This is a genomic window from Bacillus sp. GW823-FHT06A11 (assembly GCF_058795355.1).
In genome coordinates this window covers 892,001-909,197 of record NZ_JBXAHS010000003.1, presented here as the reverse complement: position 1 = coordinate 909,197, position 17,197 = coordinate 892,001, and the positions used below count along the sequence as shown (strand labels likewise).

The 17,197-nt window shown below is 34.4% G+C and carries 16 protein-coding genes and 3 pseudogenes; 15 read left to right on the top strand and 4 right to left on the bottom strand.

All coding sequences use genetic code 11. The annotated features are described in order from the left end of the window. The 4 genes and pseudogenes from AC1Q8L_RS18810 to AC1Q8L_RS18795 form a co-directional block, all read left to right on the top strand. Window positions 1-303 (top strand): annotated as a pseudogene (locus AC1Q8L_RS18810) (hypothetical protein); the annotation flags it as partial. A 204-nt stretch (window positions 304-507) separates the two neighbouring features. Beyond that, window positions 508-3,855, top strand: coding sequence for a trifunctional glycoside hydrolase family 18/polysaccharide deacetylase/glycosyltransferase family 2 protein (locus AC1Q8L_RS18805; protein ID WP_098312222.1), 3,348 nt, complete (start codon window positions 508-510; stop codon window positions 3,853-3,855). Between the two features lie 249 nt (window positions 3,856-4,104). Further along, on the top strand, window positions 4,105-4,380 hold the full coding sequence (locus AC1Q8L_RS18800) for an ArsR/SmtB family transcription factor (protein ID WP_000660066.1): 276 nt from the start codon (window positions 4,105-4,107) through the stop codon (window positions 4,378-4,380). A gap of 94 nt (window positions 4,381-4,474) precedes the next feature. Beyond that, window positions 4,475-4,630: a hypothetical protein gene (locus AC1Q8L_RS18795; RefSeq protein ID WP_002101139.1), complete on the top strand. Its 156-nt coding sequence runs from the start codon at window positions 4,475-4,477 to the stop codon at window positions 4,628-4,630. Between the two features lie 193 nt (window positions 4,631-4,823). Here the strand turns inward: AC1Q8L_RS18795 and AC1Q8L_RS18790 are convergent, their stop codons facing one another. Continuing rightward, on the bottom strand, window positions 4,824-5,147 hold the full coding sequence (locus AC1Q8L_RS18790) for a winged helix-turn-helix transcriptional regulator (RefSeq protein ID WP_001072981.1): 324 nt from the start codon (window positions 5,145-5,147) through the stop codon (window positions 4,824-4,826). A 124-nt stretch (window positions 5,148-5,271) separates the two neighbouring features. Between AC1Q8L_RS18790 and AC1Q8L_RS18785 the strand changes: the two genes are divergently transcribed. The 4 genes and pseudogenes from AC1Q8L_RS18785 (at window position 5,272) to AC1Q8L_RS18770 (ending at window position 8,625) form a co-directional block, all read left to right on the top strand. Next, on the top strand, window positions 5,272-5,805 hold the full coding sequence (locus tag AC1Q8L_RS18785; RefSeq protein WP_000855229.1) for an NAD(P)H-dependent oxidoreductase: 534 nt from the start codon (window positions 5,272-5,274) through the stop codon (window positions 5,803-5,805). A gap of 134 nt (window positions 5,806-5,939) precedes the next feature. Continuing rightward, window positions 5,940-7,442, top strand: a complete 1,503-nt coding sequence (locus tag AC1Q8L_RS18780; protein ID WP_001259988.1) for a class I adenylate-forming enzyme family protein — start codon at window positions 5,940-5,942, stop codon at window positions 7,440-7,442. Window positions 7,443-7,586: 144 nt separating this feature from the next. Next, a pseudogene (locus AC1Q8L_RS18775) lies at window positions 7,587-7,679 on the top strand (GNAT family N-acetyltransferase); the annotation flags it as partial. A gap of 46 nt (window positions 7,680-7,725) precedes the next feature. After that, window positions 7,726-8,625: a PhzF family phenazine biosynthesis isomerase gene (locus tag AC1Q8L_RS18770; RefSeq protein ID WP_000849325.1), complete on the top strand. Its 900-nt coding sequence runs from the start codon at window positions 7,726-7,728 to the stop codon at window positions 8,623-8,625. Window positions 8,626-8,657: 32 nt separating this feature from the next. On the opposite strand, the gene AC1Q8L_RS18765 is transcribed toward AC1Q8L_RS18770, so the two are convergent. Beyond that, window positions 8,658-8,867: a hypothetical protein gene (locus AC1Q8L_RS18765; RefSeq protein ID WP_000801653.1), complete on the bottom strand. Its 210-nt coding sequence runs from the start codon at window positions 8,865-8,867 to the stop codon at window positions 8,658-8,660. A 175-nt stretch (window positions 8,868-9,042) separates the two neighbouring features. Between AC1Q8L_RS18765 and AC1Q8L_RS18760 the strand changes: the two genes are divergently transcribed. The 5 genes from AC1Q8L_RS18760 (at window position 9,043) to AC1Q8L_RS18740 (ending at window position 13,741) form a co-directional block, all read left to right on the top strand. After that, the gene (locus AC1Q8L_RS18760; RefSeq protein WP_000355247.1) at window positions 9,043-9,882 is read left to right on the top strand and encodes a phosphotransferase; all 840 of its coding nucleotides are present in this window, start codon (window positions 9,043-9,045) and stop codon (window positions 9,880-9,882) included. A 27-nt stretch (window positions 9,883-9,909) separates the two neighbouring features. Beyond that, window positions 9,910-10,467 carry a DUF7010 family protein gene (locus AC1Q8L_RS18755; RefSeq protein WP_001099748.1) on the top strand — a complete coding sequence of 186 codons (558 nt, stop codon included), beginning with the start codon at window positions 9,910-9,912 and terminating at the stop codon, window positions 10,465-10,467. A gap of 25 nt (window positions 10,468-10,492) precedes the next feature. Continuing rightward, entirely contained in the window at window positions 10,493-11,320 is an 828-nt protein-coding gene (locus AC1Q8L_RS18750; protein ID WP_080451179.1) for an MBL fold metallo-hydrolase, read from the top strand. A gap of 17 nt (window positions 11,321-11,337) precedes the next feature. Beyond that, the gene (locus AC1Q8L_RS18745; protein ID WP_016098750.1) at window positions 11,338-11,904 is read left to right on the top strand and encodes an SGNH/GDSL hydrolase family protein; all 567 of its coding nucleotides are present in this window, start codon (window positions 11,338-11,340) and stop codon (window positions 11,902-11,904) included. Between the two features lie 460 nt (window positions 11,905-12,364). Continuing rightward, a complete protein-coding gene (locus AC1Q8L_RS18740) occupies window positions 12,365-13,741 on the top strand; it encodes a S8 family peptidase (protein ID WP_000787682.1) in 1,377 nt (458 codons plus the stop codon). A 160-nt stretch (window positions 13,742-13,901) separates the two neighbouring features. On the opposite strand, the gene AC1Q8L_RS18735 is transcribed toward AC1Q8L_RS18740, so the two are convergent. Together AC1Q8L_RS18735 and AC1Q8L_RS18730 are read right to left on the bottom strand one after the other, a co-directional pair. Beyond that, window positions 13,902-14,318: an SRPBCC family protein gene (locus AC1Q8L_RS18735; RefSeq protein ID WP_000951538.1), complete on the bottom strand. Its 417-nt coding sequence runs from the start codon at window positions 14,316-14,318 to the stop codon at window positions 13,902-13,904. Between the two features lie 80 nt (window positions 14,319-14,398). Continuing rightward, window positions 14,399-15,409 (bottom strand): aldo/keto reductase, encoded by a 1,011-nt coding sequence (locus AC1Q8L_RS18730; protein WP_098312223.1) that lies wholly within the window; start codon window positions 15,407-15,409, stop codon window positions 14,399-14,401. Window positions 15,410-15,812: 403 nt separating this feature from the next. On the opposite strand from AC1Q8L_RS18730, the pseudogene AC1Q8L_RS18725 reads away from it, so the two are divergent. Further along, window positions 15,813-15,950 (top strand): annotated as a pseudogene (locus AC1Q8L_RS18725) (winged helix-turn-helix transcriptional regulator); the annotation flags it as partial. A gap of 154 nt (window positions 15,951-16,104) precedes the next feature. After that, window positions 16,105-17,166 (top strand): oxidoreductase, encoded by a 1,062-nt coding sequence (locus tag AC1Q8L_RS18720; RefSeq protein WP_000176647.1) that lies wholly within the window; start codon window positions 16,105-16,107, stop codon window positions 17,164-17,166. Window positions 17,167-17,197 lie beyond the last annotated feature (31 nt).

Genomic DNA, 17,197 nt, shown 5'->3' with positions numbered 1-17,197 from the left:
GGAAGAGGATCACAACAAGGGAATAATGGAAATGGGCAAGGAAGCAACGGAAGAGGATCACAACAAGGGAATAATGGGAACGAGCAAGGGAACAACGGAAGAGGGTCTCAACTAGGGAATAATGGGAATCAGCAAGAGAACAACGATAGAGAATCTCAAAAAGGAAATAATGGGAATCAGCAAGGGAACAATGGAAGAGGATCCCAGAAAGAAAATGGTGGAAACGAGCAAGGGAATAATGGTAGGGGGTCTCAACAAGAAAATAGAGGCCACCAGCAAGGGAATGAAAAGAAGAATCAATAGAATATGGAAGTGAGAGATTCATTTCAAAGCTAAAAGGATTTCTCTCGCTATTGTGGGCAGTAAAACTCCCATCTCAAAATTTGGCTGGAGCAAAGAAGTTAGGTGGGAGTTGGGCTGCTTGTAAATGCCCAATTGGTGAGGGCTGATTAAAGTTGCACTTTATTATTTTATAGTTCTATTAAGAAGGAGTATGTGAAAAATATAATGGAGAAAAACATTCAACAAGAGAAAGATAAAGAAAAACCTGTTTTTTATGATCCGAAAGGAAGGAGAAACATAGCCTTTATTTGGTTTCTATGTATCTCAATAGTTAGTGTAGGTGTTGTATTTTATTTTTTCTTTCAAAGTATTTTTTCAACACCAGAAATTCCAAATATGAATACCGCTGTACAACAAGATACTAAACTTGTACCAATTAATCAAAAACTTAGTAATCAGCAGTTAAAGAAGGAAGAATTTAACCTAAATACCGAAACGAAGGATAATAAAAATTTGGTGAATCCGCCGAAGGATAGTAAACATCCTAAAGAAGTGTATGGTTTTTATGTAAACTGGGATGAAAATAGTACCGCTTCTCTAAAAGAAAATATCGATTCATTAACTACGTTAGTACCAGAGTGGTATCATTTAAAAGCAGATTTAACGATTAGAAGTGAGATAAAACCTGAGATAGTAAAGTTGGCAGAAAAGAATCAAGTGAAGATTATGCCTTTGCTTACTAACTATACTGAGGAAGCTTCTGGTCCTGATAGTGGGCTAATTCATAAGTTACTGAATTCCTCAAATGATGTAAAGACAAAGTTTATTAATGATTTGGTAAGCCAAGTTAAAAAGAATCATTTTTCAGGAATCAATATTGACTTTGAGGCCGTACCTGAAAGTGATAGAGAAAACTTAACAAATTTTATGAAAGAACTTACTACGAAATTTCATGAACATGATTTGCTCGTTACACAAGATGTTCCAGCTAATGATAAGGCTTTTGATTATAGTGCGTTAGCAAAAATAATAGATCGAATGATTGTAATGATGTACGATGAGCACTATGGAACCGGGGAACCAGGACCAATTGCTTCAAATAAATGGTTCCAACATACATTGAAAGAACTGAATATTCCGTCTAATAAGTTTATAGTTGCTTTCGGTAACTATGGATATGATTGGCAAGTAAATAGTAAAGAAGCTGCGAAGTCTTTAACTTTCTCAGAAGTTATGGCAATGGCTCATGATTCAAATATGAAAATTCAATGGGATAAAATGAGTGGAAACCCTTATTTTAGGTATAAAACAGAAGGGAAAGAACATACTGCTTGGTTCTTAGACGGTGTAACTCTTTATAATCAAGTGAAAATCGCAATGGACAATAATGCAAAGGGATTTGCGTTATGGAGACTAGGAGCAGAAGACCCTACAATATGGAAAGTTTTAAAAAATCCGATTGAGGCACAAAAAAATCCTAATGTATTACATAAAATCAATAGTTCAGATGAAGTAAATTATTCTGGACAAGGTGAAATTTTACAGATTGAGAATGAAAGAAAAAATGGATTGAGAGATTTTAAAGTAGGCAAAGATGGTTACCTTACAGATGAAGTATATCAATCCTTACCATCTGCATATGAAGTGCAACGATATGGAAAACCAAATGGGAAACAAGTAGTATTAACATTTGATGATGGACCAGACCCGAAATATACGCCAGAAATTTTAGATATATTAAAAGAGAATCAAATAAAAGCTGCTTTTTTTGTACTTGGTGAAAACGCACAACTAAATACTAGTATTGTAAAAAGAATATACGATGAAGGGCATGAAATTGGCAATCATACTTTCAAGCATCCTAACATAGCTGATACGTTTTTACTACGAACGAAAGTAGAACTTAATACGACGCAACGTTTAATTCAGGAAGTAACTGGACATTCTACGGTTTTATTTAGACCGCCATATGAAGCGGATGCTAACCCGGATTCATCAAATGAAATATTGCCTATTTTACGTGCACAAAATATGAACTATACAATGGTAGCGGAAAAAGTTGATCCCGAAGACTGGGCAACACCATCAACAAATGAATTAGTAAAGCGTGCTCTTAATCCCATTTATAAGGGAGAGGGAAATATTATTCTTCTCCATGATGCGGGAGGGAATCGTACACATACAGTAGAGGCGCTCCCAATCATTATTAAAGACCTAAAAAAGCATGGATATAGTTTTGTAACAATTTCAGATTTAATGAATAAAGAACGAGATGAAATTATGCCTCCTGTTTCTTCTGAGGGGAAGCAATATTTACTTTACAATAAAGCTGTCTTTTCTGGAGCTGGATATTTTAAGCATATATTAACTACTATTTTTTATATTGCTATTGGATTAGGGATTTTTCGATTTTTATTCTTAATTTATTTTGCATGGAAGCAGAAAAGAAAAACGTTATCTCGCTATATTAATTCGTCTTATCAACCTTTTGTTAGTGTTGTCATAGCAGCATATAATGAAGAAAAGGTGATAGCCAAGACAATTCACTCAATTTTGGATAGTAATTATAGAGAATTTGAAGTTATTGTTGTGGATGACGGATCGACAGATGGTACGTCAAAAGTAATGAAAGAAACATTTTATAAACACCCTAAAGTTCGTTTCATTCAGAAAGAAAACGGCGGGAAATCATCGGCAATGAACCTAGGGTTTCAACAATCGCGAGGAGAAATCATTGTCACTTTAGATGCGGATACTATTATTGCGCAAGACGCCATTTCTCTAATGGTTAGACACTTTGAAGATCAGAATGTAGCTGCAGTTTCAGGTAATGTCAAAGTGGGGAATAGACGGAATTTGTTAACTACTTGGCAACATGTTGAGTACATTACAGGGTTTAATTTAGAACGTAGAGCTTTTGATGAGTTAAATTGTATTACAGTAGTTCCAGGAGCTATTGGGGCGTGGCGCAAAAAGAATGTAGTTGAATCTGGATATTTAAGCGAAGATACGTTAGCAGAAGATACGGATCTTACTATTACATTTTTACGTCAAGGGCATAGAATTGTATATGAAGAAAAAGCGCATGCTTTTACGGAATCACCTGAAGATGTGAAAAGTCTCATTAAACAGCGGTATCGTTGGTCATATGGTACACTTCAATGTCTTTGGAAACATCGAAAAGCGTTATGTAATCCAAAGCATAAAACATTAGGATTTATTGCACTGCCTAATATGTGGTTATTCCAATATGTGCTGCAATTCATTGCTCCTTTTGCAGATATATTAATGATTATAGGACTATTTAGTAGTAATCCGCTAAAAGTTTTAGGATTTTATCTTGTTTTCTTTTTAATGGATCTTCTCGCTTCTCTGTTCGCATTTAAATTAGAGGAAGAGAACCCAAAACCATTGGCATGGTTAATTTTACAACGTTTTATTTATCGCCAATTTATGACTTATGTTGTCATTAAATCTATATTCTCATCGCTTCGAGGAGTAGCGGTAGGGTGGAATAAACTAAAGAGACTGGGGAGTGTTAAACATTCCACGGAACATAAGGAGGCATCATAAAAGAGCAGACTATCTGCTCTTTTTTTCATTGGTTTTAGTTAGTTGAATGTAGAGTTGTAGTATAAAACTGCTGCTTCTATAATGAGATTCCTATTCATCATTAATGGTGAGACATTATGTTAAGCTAATCCTTTAGTTTCGGATTAAAGTTTTTTTATATTTTTTTTAAATGACGGACACAAAAACGCATATACCTCCGAATTATATATATGGATAACATAAATATGTATATAAAAGGGGAGAAATAAGATGAAAGAAAAAAAAGAAATGTTTCAAGAAATCGCTGAGGTGTTAAAGGTATTGGCGCATCCAGTTCGTCTATCTTTAGTAAAAATAATGCTTGCAAAAGGTCCTACTAATGTAACAACAATGTATGGGGATTTACAAATGCCTCAAAGTACAATTAGTCAACATTTATCTAAACTAAAAGCTGCTAAAATGGTTACAGGTACTCGGAAAGGATTAGAAATTTATTATGAGGTAACTGACAATCGCACAAAATCAATATTAGCATGTTTAGTTTAAATGATGATTTCTATTTCAAAATAAAAAGCGCTATTCTTTTCTATGATTTTACAGAGAGAATAGCGTTTTTTATTTTTAAGGAGTATCTTTTTATATGCCTATAGAACGGAGTGAAAGGTTTATGGGTTTAAATGTACCTACTATTACCTTAGGTTCTAATGCGTCTAATAATGAAAAAATTCTCGGTTTAGGGGTGCTTCTTTATAGCTTACGTACAATTGAGATTAGAAAAAGTAGAGCGAGCGTTTAATGAGGCGGAAGTAGTGTTTATATGCGAAACTTTATAGAAATCTCATTTTTCTAATTGTATCTTTTTAGATTGATGGATGTGGGGTCACGTCCATCAATCTAAGAAAACAAGTTAGCTAAAAAATGATGAAAATAAACTTTATAGAAATAAAAAATATGAACGTAGAGGATTAAACAAAGTATATAGTGCTTTTTTAGTCATGTAATCTTTTAATCTGATGATCTTTTCCCCATTCAAACAGATTATCCATTATTTGCATTAAAGATTTTCCATATTCACTTAGTGTGTACTCAACCTTTGGTGGAACTTCTTGATATACGGTACGATAGATAATCCCATCAGCTTCAAGTTGCCGAAGTTGTTGTGTAAGAACCTTTTGTGTAATGTTTGGGATTTCTCGTTTAATTTCATTTGTTCGCATTTTTCCATCCGACAAAATACATAAAATATGAACTTTCCATTTTCCACCGATTACATCGAGTGTTGTTGCAATTGGGCAATTATCATTTTGATTCATATAACACCTCCACAGGTACTTTAAGGTTCCTATAGCACTTTAAAGTACGTACTTTTCAATTATATGTGACTCATTCATACTAATACGTAAAGGGTTGAATAATTTATAAAGGGGATGAAAAAAGATGAAAACACTTGTAATTGTAGCACATCCTGATATTGAAAAATCAAAAATTAATAAAAGATGGATTGAAGAACTTGAGAAATATTCGGATGAAATTACGGTGCATGAATTGTATAAAGTGGCACCGAATTGGGAGTTTGATATTGAAGAAGAGCAAAAGTTATTAGTAGAACATGACAGATATATATTTCAATTTCCGCTTTACTGGTACAGCTCACCACCATTATTAAAAAAATGGTTCGATGATGTATTAACATATGGATTTGCGTACGGATCTAAAGGAGATAAAGTGAAGGGGAAAGAATTTGGTGTAGCTATTTCTATAGGTGGATTAGAAAAAGACTATGAAAATAGTGGAATTACAATGGATGAGTTGACGAAACCATTCCAAGCTACATGCTTATACACAGGTATGAAATTTATACCTTCCTTTTATTTATATGGTGCAGAATATAAACTAAGTGATGAAGAGATTGATAAAAGTGCACCTGAGTATGTGCAATATGTGATGAACAAGAAGTATTCTAATATATAATGGGAAATATCCATTTACTTGTAAAGTAAATGGATATTTTATATTCTTTTTATATTCACTAAGTGTAATCTTTAGTAAATTAATAGTTAATCTGGTAAAATAAAAAACCTAACATATATAAAGGGGAGTTTTACTTGAGAACGATGCGACAATTATTACAAAAGAGAGCAATGCAATCACCAAATTTGGAAGCGCTTGTAGGGGGGAAGAAAAGATATTCGTTTCAGCAATATAATGAACGAGTAAATCAGTTTGCACATTATTTGTTATATAATGGTGTGCAAAGAGGAGATCGTATAGGAATACTATGCAAAAATAATCACCCATTTCCAAGCGTTATGATGGCAAGTTTAAAAATTGGAGCGGTATTTATTCCGCTAAATCATCAGCTGACTGTTTATGAATTAGAAACGATTGTAAAAGAAGCGAAATTAAAAGTGTTAGTTATTGATGAAGAATTTAATGAAGTGTTATTAAAGGTTGATGCTGTTAAAGAAATTCCTTATGTAATTCAAACAACAAAAGAAGGCTTTGGTTCATTTGAATTAGAGTTGCAAAAACAGCCAACGACAGAACCGAACGTAGAAGTTCATGAAGAAGACGATGCCATTTACTTGTTTACATCAGGAACGACTGGACAGGCAAAAGCATGTGTAATTGGACATAAAAACTTACATCATTATTTTGCTGAAATTGCGGGACAAAGAGAAATCCCAGCAGGTGAACGCTTTTTATCTGTGCATCCATTGTTTCATATGAGTGGCGTGCTTTCTATTTTAAATTGTATTTATCATGGCGTTACGATGATCTTCTTAGCTGATTCGAATCCTGCTCTTATTTGGGATAAGATTGAAGAAGAGAAAATTACTACGATGCTTGCTTTCCCAGCCGTTTATAGTTACATGCTTGATGAACTAAATAAAAAAGAACGTAACATTTCAACCTTTAAAGTAGCACAAAGCGGTGGTACAAAAGTGCCAGAAACACTCATTCAAAAATATATGGGAAAAGGCATATATATGGTGCAAGGCTATGGTAGTACAGAAGGTTGGGTTGTAACCTCATGGCATCCAATGATGGGAAAAGAAAAGATGTCTTCTGTAGGAAAGACCTTGAAAAATGTAGAGGTGAAAATTGTTCATCCGGAAACAGGACATGAACTAACAACAAATGAAGTTGGAGAGATTCATGTGAAAAGTCCATACATGTTTAAAGGATATTGGAATAATGAAAAGGCGACAAAGAAGGTAGTAAAAGATAACTGGTTTAACATGGGTGATGCTGGCATGATAGATGATGATGGATTCCTGCATATTATGGGAAGATATAAAGACGTTATTATACGCGGTGGTGACAACGTATATCCAGATCAAGTAGAAGATGTTATTCATGAAATACATGGTGTTTTAGAAGTTGCAGTAGTTGGAGTTCCAGATGACTTTTGGGGAGAGGTTCCAAGAGCTTACATTGTGAAGGATGGCGAAACAATATTAACAGAAGAAAGTATTCTTCAGTATTGTAAAGAGAAATTAGCAAGCTATAAAATACCAGAAGTAGTATTCATAGATGAGTTACCGAAAAACGCTTTAGGAAAAGTGTTGAAGAGGGAATTACGAGATGCAGTTCTTGTGAAATAGAAAATTATGAAACGATGGAGAACCCAGTTATGTATAAAGCATGACTGGGTTTTTATGTATCAAAAACATAATGATTTACTAGATTTTGTATTTTGTGTAAGATAATAAAGAAAATTCAATTAATATTTCGAGGGATGAAATTAAATGAAGCTACCGTTATTAGAAGTAGAGACGGATAGACTCATTATCCGTCCATTTCAAAAAGATGATTACGAAAGTTGGTTAGATGGATTTTCTTATTGATTATAAAAATAAAGAAATGGATAAATAAGGAGAAAAGAAAATGAAGACTATAAACGTATTTCATTACGACGCATTTACGAATAAACCAAATAAGGGAAATCCAGCAGGTATTGTATTAGAAGCAGATGGATTAACGGAAGAGGAAATGCAAATTATTGCTGAAAAAGTTGGATATAACGAAACAACTTTTGTTCTTTCCTCAGAAGTAGGAGATATAAGAATGCGCTATTTTACACCTGGTTTTGAAATGGATTTATGTGGTCATGGGACAGTAGGGACAATATATGCCTTGCGCGAAAAAGGTTTATTAGAAGAGAAAAGTAACCTTACGATTGAAACGAAGGCTGGGATTTTACCGATACAAATAGGTGTAAATGAAAATGGAGAAACCTTTATTAAAATGAGGCAGACAGCACCTCAGTTTAAAGATTTTGCAGGTTCAAAAGAAGAATTAGCTCATAGTATTGGTTTAGAAGTAAATGATTTAGATGTAAGTTTACCGATAGTATATGGAAGTACAGGAAACTGGACTGTAATTGTGCCGATTAAAAATCTAGATGCGTGTGAGAGAATGAAACCTAATAATGCCGCATTTCCGTCAGTATTAAGAGAAATACCTAATGCTTCTATTCACCCAATTTGTCTAGAAACTTATGATGAACTAGCACAAATGCATGGCCGTCATTTCTCGTCAGCTTATGCTGGGACGATTGAAGATCCAGTGACAGGAACAGCTTCAGGTGTAATGGGAGCATATTATGCGGAGTATTTAGAGAAAGATTTTGAACATGAATTGAACTTAATCGTTGAGCAAGGACAGGAAATAAATAAAGATGGTCGTGTAACTGTTTATGTAACGAAAGGGATAGAAAACGAAAAGTTACAAATAGATATTGCTGGAACAGCGGTGTATGTGAAAGAGTTTGAAGTTTTAATATAAAAAAGAAAGCCCGGAATACATCCGGACTTTCATTATCTGTTCAACACTTCAATATACGAAGCATCTCCAGTTGTTCTTAAAGCAGAGCGAAAATTGTTATTTTCTAGCGTTTTAGCGACTTGTTGTAATTGCTGTGCATCATCATGATGGATAAGTAAGCTGTCAGCACCGCTTTCCTCTATATGAATGTGTTCAACATTTCCGATGGCATCATGTACAGCTTTTAAAAATTCAGGTTTCATAGTGTCCTCCTATATGTATGTAACGTTGTTGTTAGTATTTCCTTATTTTTGAAATGTAAAAGTGAATGAATTTTTGTTATATTAAGATTTTTGAAGGGATTTACCATTTGTTTGTCAAATAATAGTAAAGTTGTCTTTTGAATTAAGGGAATCTTCCGAATTAAAGGGTGAGAGAATGGACATTTCAATAATCACTGCACAACTAGTTAAGGAGAAAGTGATTTCACATTATCCAAATAGCGTAAAAGCATTAAACGGGGGAACGGCAAGTACTATATATTTGTTAGATGAACAATACGTTGTAAAGTTGAATGAATCGGATGTCATACGTGAAGAAGCTTATTTTCTTCAGTTTTATAAAAAGGACGAATTATTTCCAAAGCTTTTATATAAGGAACCTTTAAATCGCTATATTGTTTACTCATTCCTTGAGGGCACAACTTCTTGCAAACTAGGCTATAAACGGAGTGTTCTTTGTAAACTTGTAAAAGAAGTTATCAATGAGTATGAAGTAGCTACAGAGGTTGATGGCTGGGGATGGAAAGAAAATTCGGTTCAATCTTGGAGTGAATTTTTAACAACAAATGTGATAGAAGCTCATGAAAATGTAAGACGTTACATAAGTGAAGAAGAGTATAGAACGGTTCTTAAGTTAGCGAATAGGGACGCTGGAATAAATCAGCCGTTTTTATTGCATGGTGATCTTGGATTTCATAATTTTATATTTCAAGAGAATAAACTGCACGGTGTAATTGATCCTTTACCAGTGTTAGGAGATCCTATATATGATTTAATTTATGCGTTCTGTTCAACTCCGGAAGATTTAACAAAAGAAACGATTGGTTATGCGATGAAACAATGTGTATTTCATAAAAATGACCGTGATTTATATGAAGAAATAGTCATAGGATTATATTTTCGTATAGATACATGTTTACGGCACCACCCGAAAGATTTAGAAGATTATTTAGAAGCTTGGCGTTATTGGATGGGTGAGGTTGAGGTGACTTTATAGTACAAATATTTTTGGGGAGATAGTGAGATGAATGTTGCAGAAGCGAAAAAGGATTTAGCAATAAAAACGAAGAGAGGCTTACCGATTATATTAGCCGGCGTTTTATTTTGGGTAGTTATGAGTATAACAGGATTTGTTCTTTCTGAAAAACAAGTGGTGTGGGTATATTTAATCGGTATGGGCTGTGTGTTTCCTTTTGGCTTAATGATAGCTGCTATATTGAAAATTGATATGTTTGCGAAAGGAAATCCGTTAGGGATTTTGGCTGGATTAATTGGTGGGATAAATGTATTGAATATTCCACTTGTATTACTTGCCTATTTTCAATTTCCAGAATGGTTACCTTTTGTAGTAGCAATGTTAATAGGTGTTCATTTTATCCCGTATGTATGGATTTATGAAAGCAAAAGTTATGGTTTATTATCAGTAGGGACTGTATTCATAACGTCAGTTTGCGGGATTCTTTTTGCAGAAAAAGGATTTACTGTCATTCCATTATCGGTTACAGTTGTCTATTTACTTACTTTTATAAGTTTATTAATTGAAAATAAAAAAGCAGATCATTATCAACAAAAATCAGCTTAATAAAAATATAGGGATAGGGGAAATTATGATGAAAAATTTCGTTTGTACAACGTGTGGCGTGCAGTATGCAGCGAGTGTAGAAGAACCGGTGAGTTGTCATATTTGTGATGAAGAAAGGCAGTATGTGAATCCGAAAGGGCAGTCTTGGACGACTTTAGAAAATTTGCAAACAGATGATACATATAAAAATGAAATAATAAAAGAGGAAAATGGACTTTATAGTATTACGACAAAACCAGGATTTGCGATCGGTCAAACGGCATTTGTAGTGAAAACAGAGTCATATCGTTTACTGTGGGACTGTATTACGTATTTAGATGAAACGACAATTGCGAAAATAAAAGAGCTTGGCGAATTAGATGCGATTGCATTGTCTCATCCTCATTATTATTCAACGCAAGTAGAATGGGCAGAGACATTTGATGTACCAATTTATATACATGAAGATGATAAAGAGTGGGTGATGCGTCCGAGTAGTCGTATTATTTATTGGTCTGGTGAGTCTTTACAATTAGCTGATGGATTAGTCATTCATCGTTTAGGGGGACATTTTAAAGGTGGATCTGTCTTACATTGGGAAGAAGGTAATGACGGAAAAGGGATTTTGTTAACAGGTGATATTATTCAAGTTGTAGCGGATGAGCGGTGGGTGAGTTTCATGTACAGCTATCCAAACTTAATTCCATTACCAGCGAGAAAAGTGGAAGAAATGGTGAATCGAGTGAAGCCATTACAGTTTAATCGTTTATACAACGCTTTTCATCGAGTAGTAAAAGAAAATGCAAATGAAGCAGTTGAACGTTCTGCTGAAAGATATATTGGAGCATTAGAAGGTAAATTATTTCATACGTAAAAAGGGGAGCAAGCCTAATGAAAACGTTAGTATGTTTTGGCGATAGCATTACAGCTGATGAGACGTTTTTTGATGGAACACCGAGATTAACGCCAAGGTTACAAGCAATGTTTCCAAATTGGAAAGTAGTGAATGCAGGTGTTCCAGGGGATAATACATTTGATGCGTTAAATAGGATTGAAGAAGATGTAATATCATATAAACCAGATTTCGTAACAGTTTTTCTTGGTACGAATGATGCAGTTTCTTTTTCTCAAGTGTCATTACAAGCATATAAAGAAAACTTAGAGAAGATTGTGAACCAGGTTTCCTCAGATAAAATACTACTTATTAGTCCTGCACCAGTTGATGAAGAAAGACAGTACAATAGAACCAATAAAGTGCTCGGTCAGTATACAGACGTAGTAGAGGAAGTGGCGAGGGAAACAGGAAGTTATTTTCTAAATGTATATGCTGAAATGATTCAAGAACGGGATTATAAAAGGTTTGTAGAAAATGATGAAAAAGATGGGTTACACTTTGGGCCAGAAGGTTATGAGTATGTAGCGAAGTTAATTGGTGAAAAGTTAAAAGGGATTTTATAAGGAGCAAAGCACTTAGTGCTTTGCTTTTTCGTATTTCTTTCGCAGTCCATAAACTTATTGATCGCTGTAATTTGGACAGATATTTTGCGTTTTTATCCCGCATTAACTGTCCGTAAACGCCCCATTGGTGAGGGCTAATAATCAGTGGGGGATGAACAAAAACCCCACTGATTAAAGTTTCACTTTATGTGGGTAAAAGGCGAGTTCTGTTTTAAAGTAATATAAATTTATTTTTAAAAATTTATATTTCGTAGTTGAAAATCAATAAAGGTGTAACTATAATAGTTACAGTAAGTTTGTTATTTTGAAATGTACACATTGAATTACAAGAATGAAGGGAGTTTTTATGTAAATCAAAAAGTTATAAAAATCTATTAATTTTTATAATAAGATAAAATGCTTTTCGGTTCATACACATTATGAAATATGTTATTTCTAATAGAAAACTAGAGGTGGAAAAATGAAAAATTTTAAAGGTATGTTGATATCATCACTTGCAATTACAACTTTTGCTGGGGCAGGTACGACATTTGTAACAAATACAGTATATGCTGCTAATGACGATTCTAGTAAAATACAAGTTCGTTCTAATAAGAGTATAAACACAACAACTGGCTCGAGATTGCCTGTATTATCAGTCAATCCTTATGATGAACCTAGATTTTCAAGACAGGGATATCTTGAAGAGGCACCTTTAGGAATTAATGCTCCTTATGCTTGGGGAATTAAAGGAGGAAATGGCCAGGGAGCAACTTTTGTAGATTTGGAAGAAGGTTGGTTATTAAATCATGAAGATTTAGTCGGTCAAAATATTGAATTTATGTCTGGAAAAATGAGTAATGATCTTTCTCACGGTACTTCAGTTCTAGGTGTTGTTTCTGCAGCTGACAATGGGATTGGGAACATTGGGATTGCACCAAAAGCAAAGGTAAAAGTAATTTCAGTGATCCGAGATAATGGGAGAATCGATGTAAGAGATGCTATTTTAAGTGCCGTAGATTCTTTACAGGCTGGAGATGTTTTATTAATAGAAGAATCCTTTAAATATGATGGATATGGAGATGACCCTTTACCAGTAGAAGTATACCCGAGTATATTTAACGCAATTCGCAAAGGTACAGATAAAGGCATTATTATTGTAGAAGCAGCTGGTAATGGTGGGATTGATTTAGATGAATTTAAAGACCGTAATGGTAAGCAGATTTTAAATCGAAATAGTCCAGACTTTAAAGATTCAGGAGCTATTATAGTTGGAGCATCTACTGCAAGAGTTCCTCATAAACGTTTAGCTTTCTCTAACTATGGTAGTAGAATTGATGTATATGGTTGGGGAGAGTATGTTGATACATTAGATACATATCAAAATCAAAATAGTAAAGGACAAAAAGTTACAGATCAGAACATAATTAATCGTTATACTTCTAATTTCCGTGGTACTTCTAGCGCTTCGCCTATAATTGCTGGGGCTGCTGTATCGATTCAAGGGATTGCTAAAGAACATTTAGGTAAGGCATATACACCAAAAGAATTGAGAGCAATTTTAAGTAATCCTAATACAGGCACAAAGTCTAATAACCCATCATCTGATAAAATAGGGGTTTTACCAGATTTAAAAGCGATTTTGTCTAACCTTGGATTTCATAGTGATTTGACTACCAATGATCCTATGGTATTTCCAGATAACGTAGAAAAAAATGAAGGAAAAGAAAATTCAACTTTCGTATTTCCAGGTGAAGAAACAAAAAGAACAGGTGATAAAAATTCAACTGTAACCTTCCCAGAAGAAGATTTAAAACAGGAGGAAAAAGAAGAGGGATTAATTGTTTTTCCTGATTAATAAAAAAATACTACCTTCCATTTGGAGGTAGTATTTTTTATTTCTTGTCAATAACAAGCAGGCATGAAATTTGTATTTGTTTATCTTTCATAATGAACTTAACCACAAAGTCGAATGTTTGACTGTTAATTAACTTTTTCGTCTCAATCAATTACATGAATTAATCTAGAAATGCTTGCTGCAATGCTTTCAGTCCATCGCTGTATATACCATGAAACAGATTTATTGCCTCTTCATCACTAACCTCAACAGGAGTGAATGTACCAGACCACTCTACTAACGATGTGTTACTTTCAGTACCTTCTTTCACCTGGATTGTGGATAGATAATTAGTGACTGGGAATGGTGCATTCATGATTGAATACGTGTAGTAGCGCTCTTTATCATTGAATACTTCTAATCGTTCTATAATTGTATCCCCATCCGGATTAGCTAGATGACGTACACGACCGCCTTCAGTTAATTTACTGCTAGGTATATAAGGTAACCAGTCTGGAAGGGAGTTGAAACCTCCGATTAATTGCCATACTTGTTCCGGTGAAGAAAAAATTTCCATAGATGTAGTAGTATGTGCCATATTCATTACGCTCCTTTTCATCCCGGTATTTACGGGTAAATAATCAATGGGGGATGCTCCCACTGATTAAAGTTTCATTATTATTTTACGTTGATTGGTAGTGGTGCATTAGGTGCTACTAGTTTTTGTTCGCGCATTTCTTCCCAGAATGCTGCTGGAATTACTGTATTTAAGGCGTTTTGGTCTTCTACAATTCGTTCCGGTTTACTTGCACCAGGAACAACGGCAGCAACTGCTGGATTTGCTAGTGAAAATTGTAATGCAGCAGCTTTGATGCTGATGTCGTGACGATCTGCAAGAGCTTTGATTTTCTCAACCTTTGCAATAATTTCTGGCGATGCTTTTTGATATTCGAAGTGAGCGCCTCCAGCAAGAATACCTGAGCTATATGGGCCACCAACAACAATATCGATATTATGCTTTACAGCTGCAGGCATTACTCGTTGCAATGCACGTTCGTGGTCTAATAATGAATAGCGACCAGCTAGTAAGGATATATTTGGTTTCGCTTCTTCTAAATCAAGCATAAGTTCAATTGATTCTACTTTGTTTACTCCAAGCCCCCAGCCCTTAATAACTCCTTCTTCACGTAAACGTGTTAGCGCACGGAATGCTCCTGTTCGAGCTGTTTCAAATTGTGAAATCCACTCATCACCATAAAAGTCTTGTGCTAAATCATGAATGAAAACAAAGTCTAGACGATCTGTTTTTAAACGTTTCAAACTTTGCTCGATAGAACGAAATGTTGCATCTGCGCTATAGTCATTGATCATTTTATTTTTGCGACCAAATTCGAAAAGTCCGCCTTTTTCACCTAAATCACGTGCAGATGGATCTTCTAGTTCATCTGAAATCGTTCGACCTACTTTGGTGCTTAAAAAGTAATCATCACGATTTCTTTTTGACAGTGCTTCACCAAGACGGATTTCCGCTAATCCAGATCCATAAAGTGGAGCTGTATCAAAGTAACGAACGCCATTCTCCCAAGCAGCATCCACTGTAGCGATTGCTTCTTCCTCTGGGATATTACGGTACATATTTCCTAGTGGTGCTGTACCAAACCCGATTTTTTCTTTTAGTAATTTACTCATTATAGATATCCTCCTAAAATATATTTGAAAATTATTTATTCATTGTGAATGGATGTGAAAATGAAAACATGTCATTTCATCGTCTGACAAAATGTATGATAAAAATACTCACTTTAAAGTACAGGTAATTTCTAATACTTCATGACTTACTCAACTCTTACAAATGCTATTATGAAATGTATTTTACATAATGAAAAGTACGTACTTTAAAGTGATATAGATACTAAAAAGTAATACAGGTACTTTTTGGTGCCGTACTACTCATCTGCTGTTTACGTATGCTATTATGAAACATGTTTAACACAATAAAAAGTACGTACTTTAAGGTGCTATAGATACTTAAAAGTAATATTTAAATATTTTAGCTTATTTGTCTTATAAAATTATTAAAGGAGATTTTTATATGAAAACATACAATATTCCTGTAGAGGCAACTTTAGAGGTTATCGGTGGAAAGTGGAAAGTAGTTATCCTTTGTCATTTAAAGAAAGACAAAAAGAGAACGTGCGAGTTAAAACAATTAATGTCTGGTATTACACAAATATAGTAAAGAAGTAGGGATGAAAATCGAAATGGTTTCTATTCCTACTTTTTCATTTTATATACAAATTAAGAACTAAAACTATATACTTTTAAAAAGTAAACTATATAATAAATGTAGAAACGAAAATTTATGAGCAAGGAAGTTGAAAAATATGACATTAACAATGGGCTTTATTGGATTTGGAAAGTCAGCTAACCGCTATCACTTACCTTATGTAAACACGCGTAATAATATAAAAATAAAAACGATTTTTGTACGTCAAATAAATGAAAAATTAGCGGCTCCATATAAGGGAAAAGGTGTTTACTTCACTACTGATTTGGACGAATTGTTGAATGACAAGGAAATTCAAGTGGTGACGGTCTGTACGCCAGCACATACGCATTACGAATTAGCGAAAAAAGTTATACTTGCTGGAAAATCAGTTATCGTTGAAAAACCATTTTGCGATACAGTGGAACATGCGAAAGAATTATTAGCTTTAGGACGAGAAAAAGGTGTAGTAGTTATGCCTTATCAAAACCGCCGTTTTGATGGTGATTTTTTAGCTGTGAAGCAAGTAATTGAACAAGGATTCCTTGGTGATATTATTGAGATTGAATCACATATTGATTATTTCCGTCCTGGTTCAATCACTCATGAAGCTCCAAAAGAAGAAGGTTCATTTTACAGTTTAGGTATTCATACGATGGACCGTATGATTTCACTATTCGGCCGTCCAGATACGGTTACATACGATATTCGCAATAATGAAATGGAAGGTGCGGTTGATAACTATTTCGATGTTGGTTTACATTACGGAAATCAGTTGAAGATTAAGCTGAAAACGAACCATGTCGTAGCAAAAGATTATCCACGCTTTATCGTTCATGGAACAAACGGATCATTTATTAAATATGGTGAAGATCAGCAGGAAAATGATTTGAAAGCGGGTGTTATGCCTGAGAGTGCAGGATTTGGTGAAGATTCACCGATGTACTATGGAGTTGCTAAGTATCGTAATGCAAATGGTGACTGGATTGAAAAACAAATTAAAACGCCACTTGGTGATTACGGTCGTTTCTATGATGCCGCGTATGAAACAATTATAAATGGTGCACCAAAACTTGTGAAAGACGAAGAAGCGGTAACGAATATTGAAATCTTAGAAAATGGATTTGCTGCCCCATCACCTTCAGTTTACAAACTTGAGGCTTTACATTTGAATGAATAGAAGAGAGTTTGCAGTATAAAGGAGGTATGGA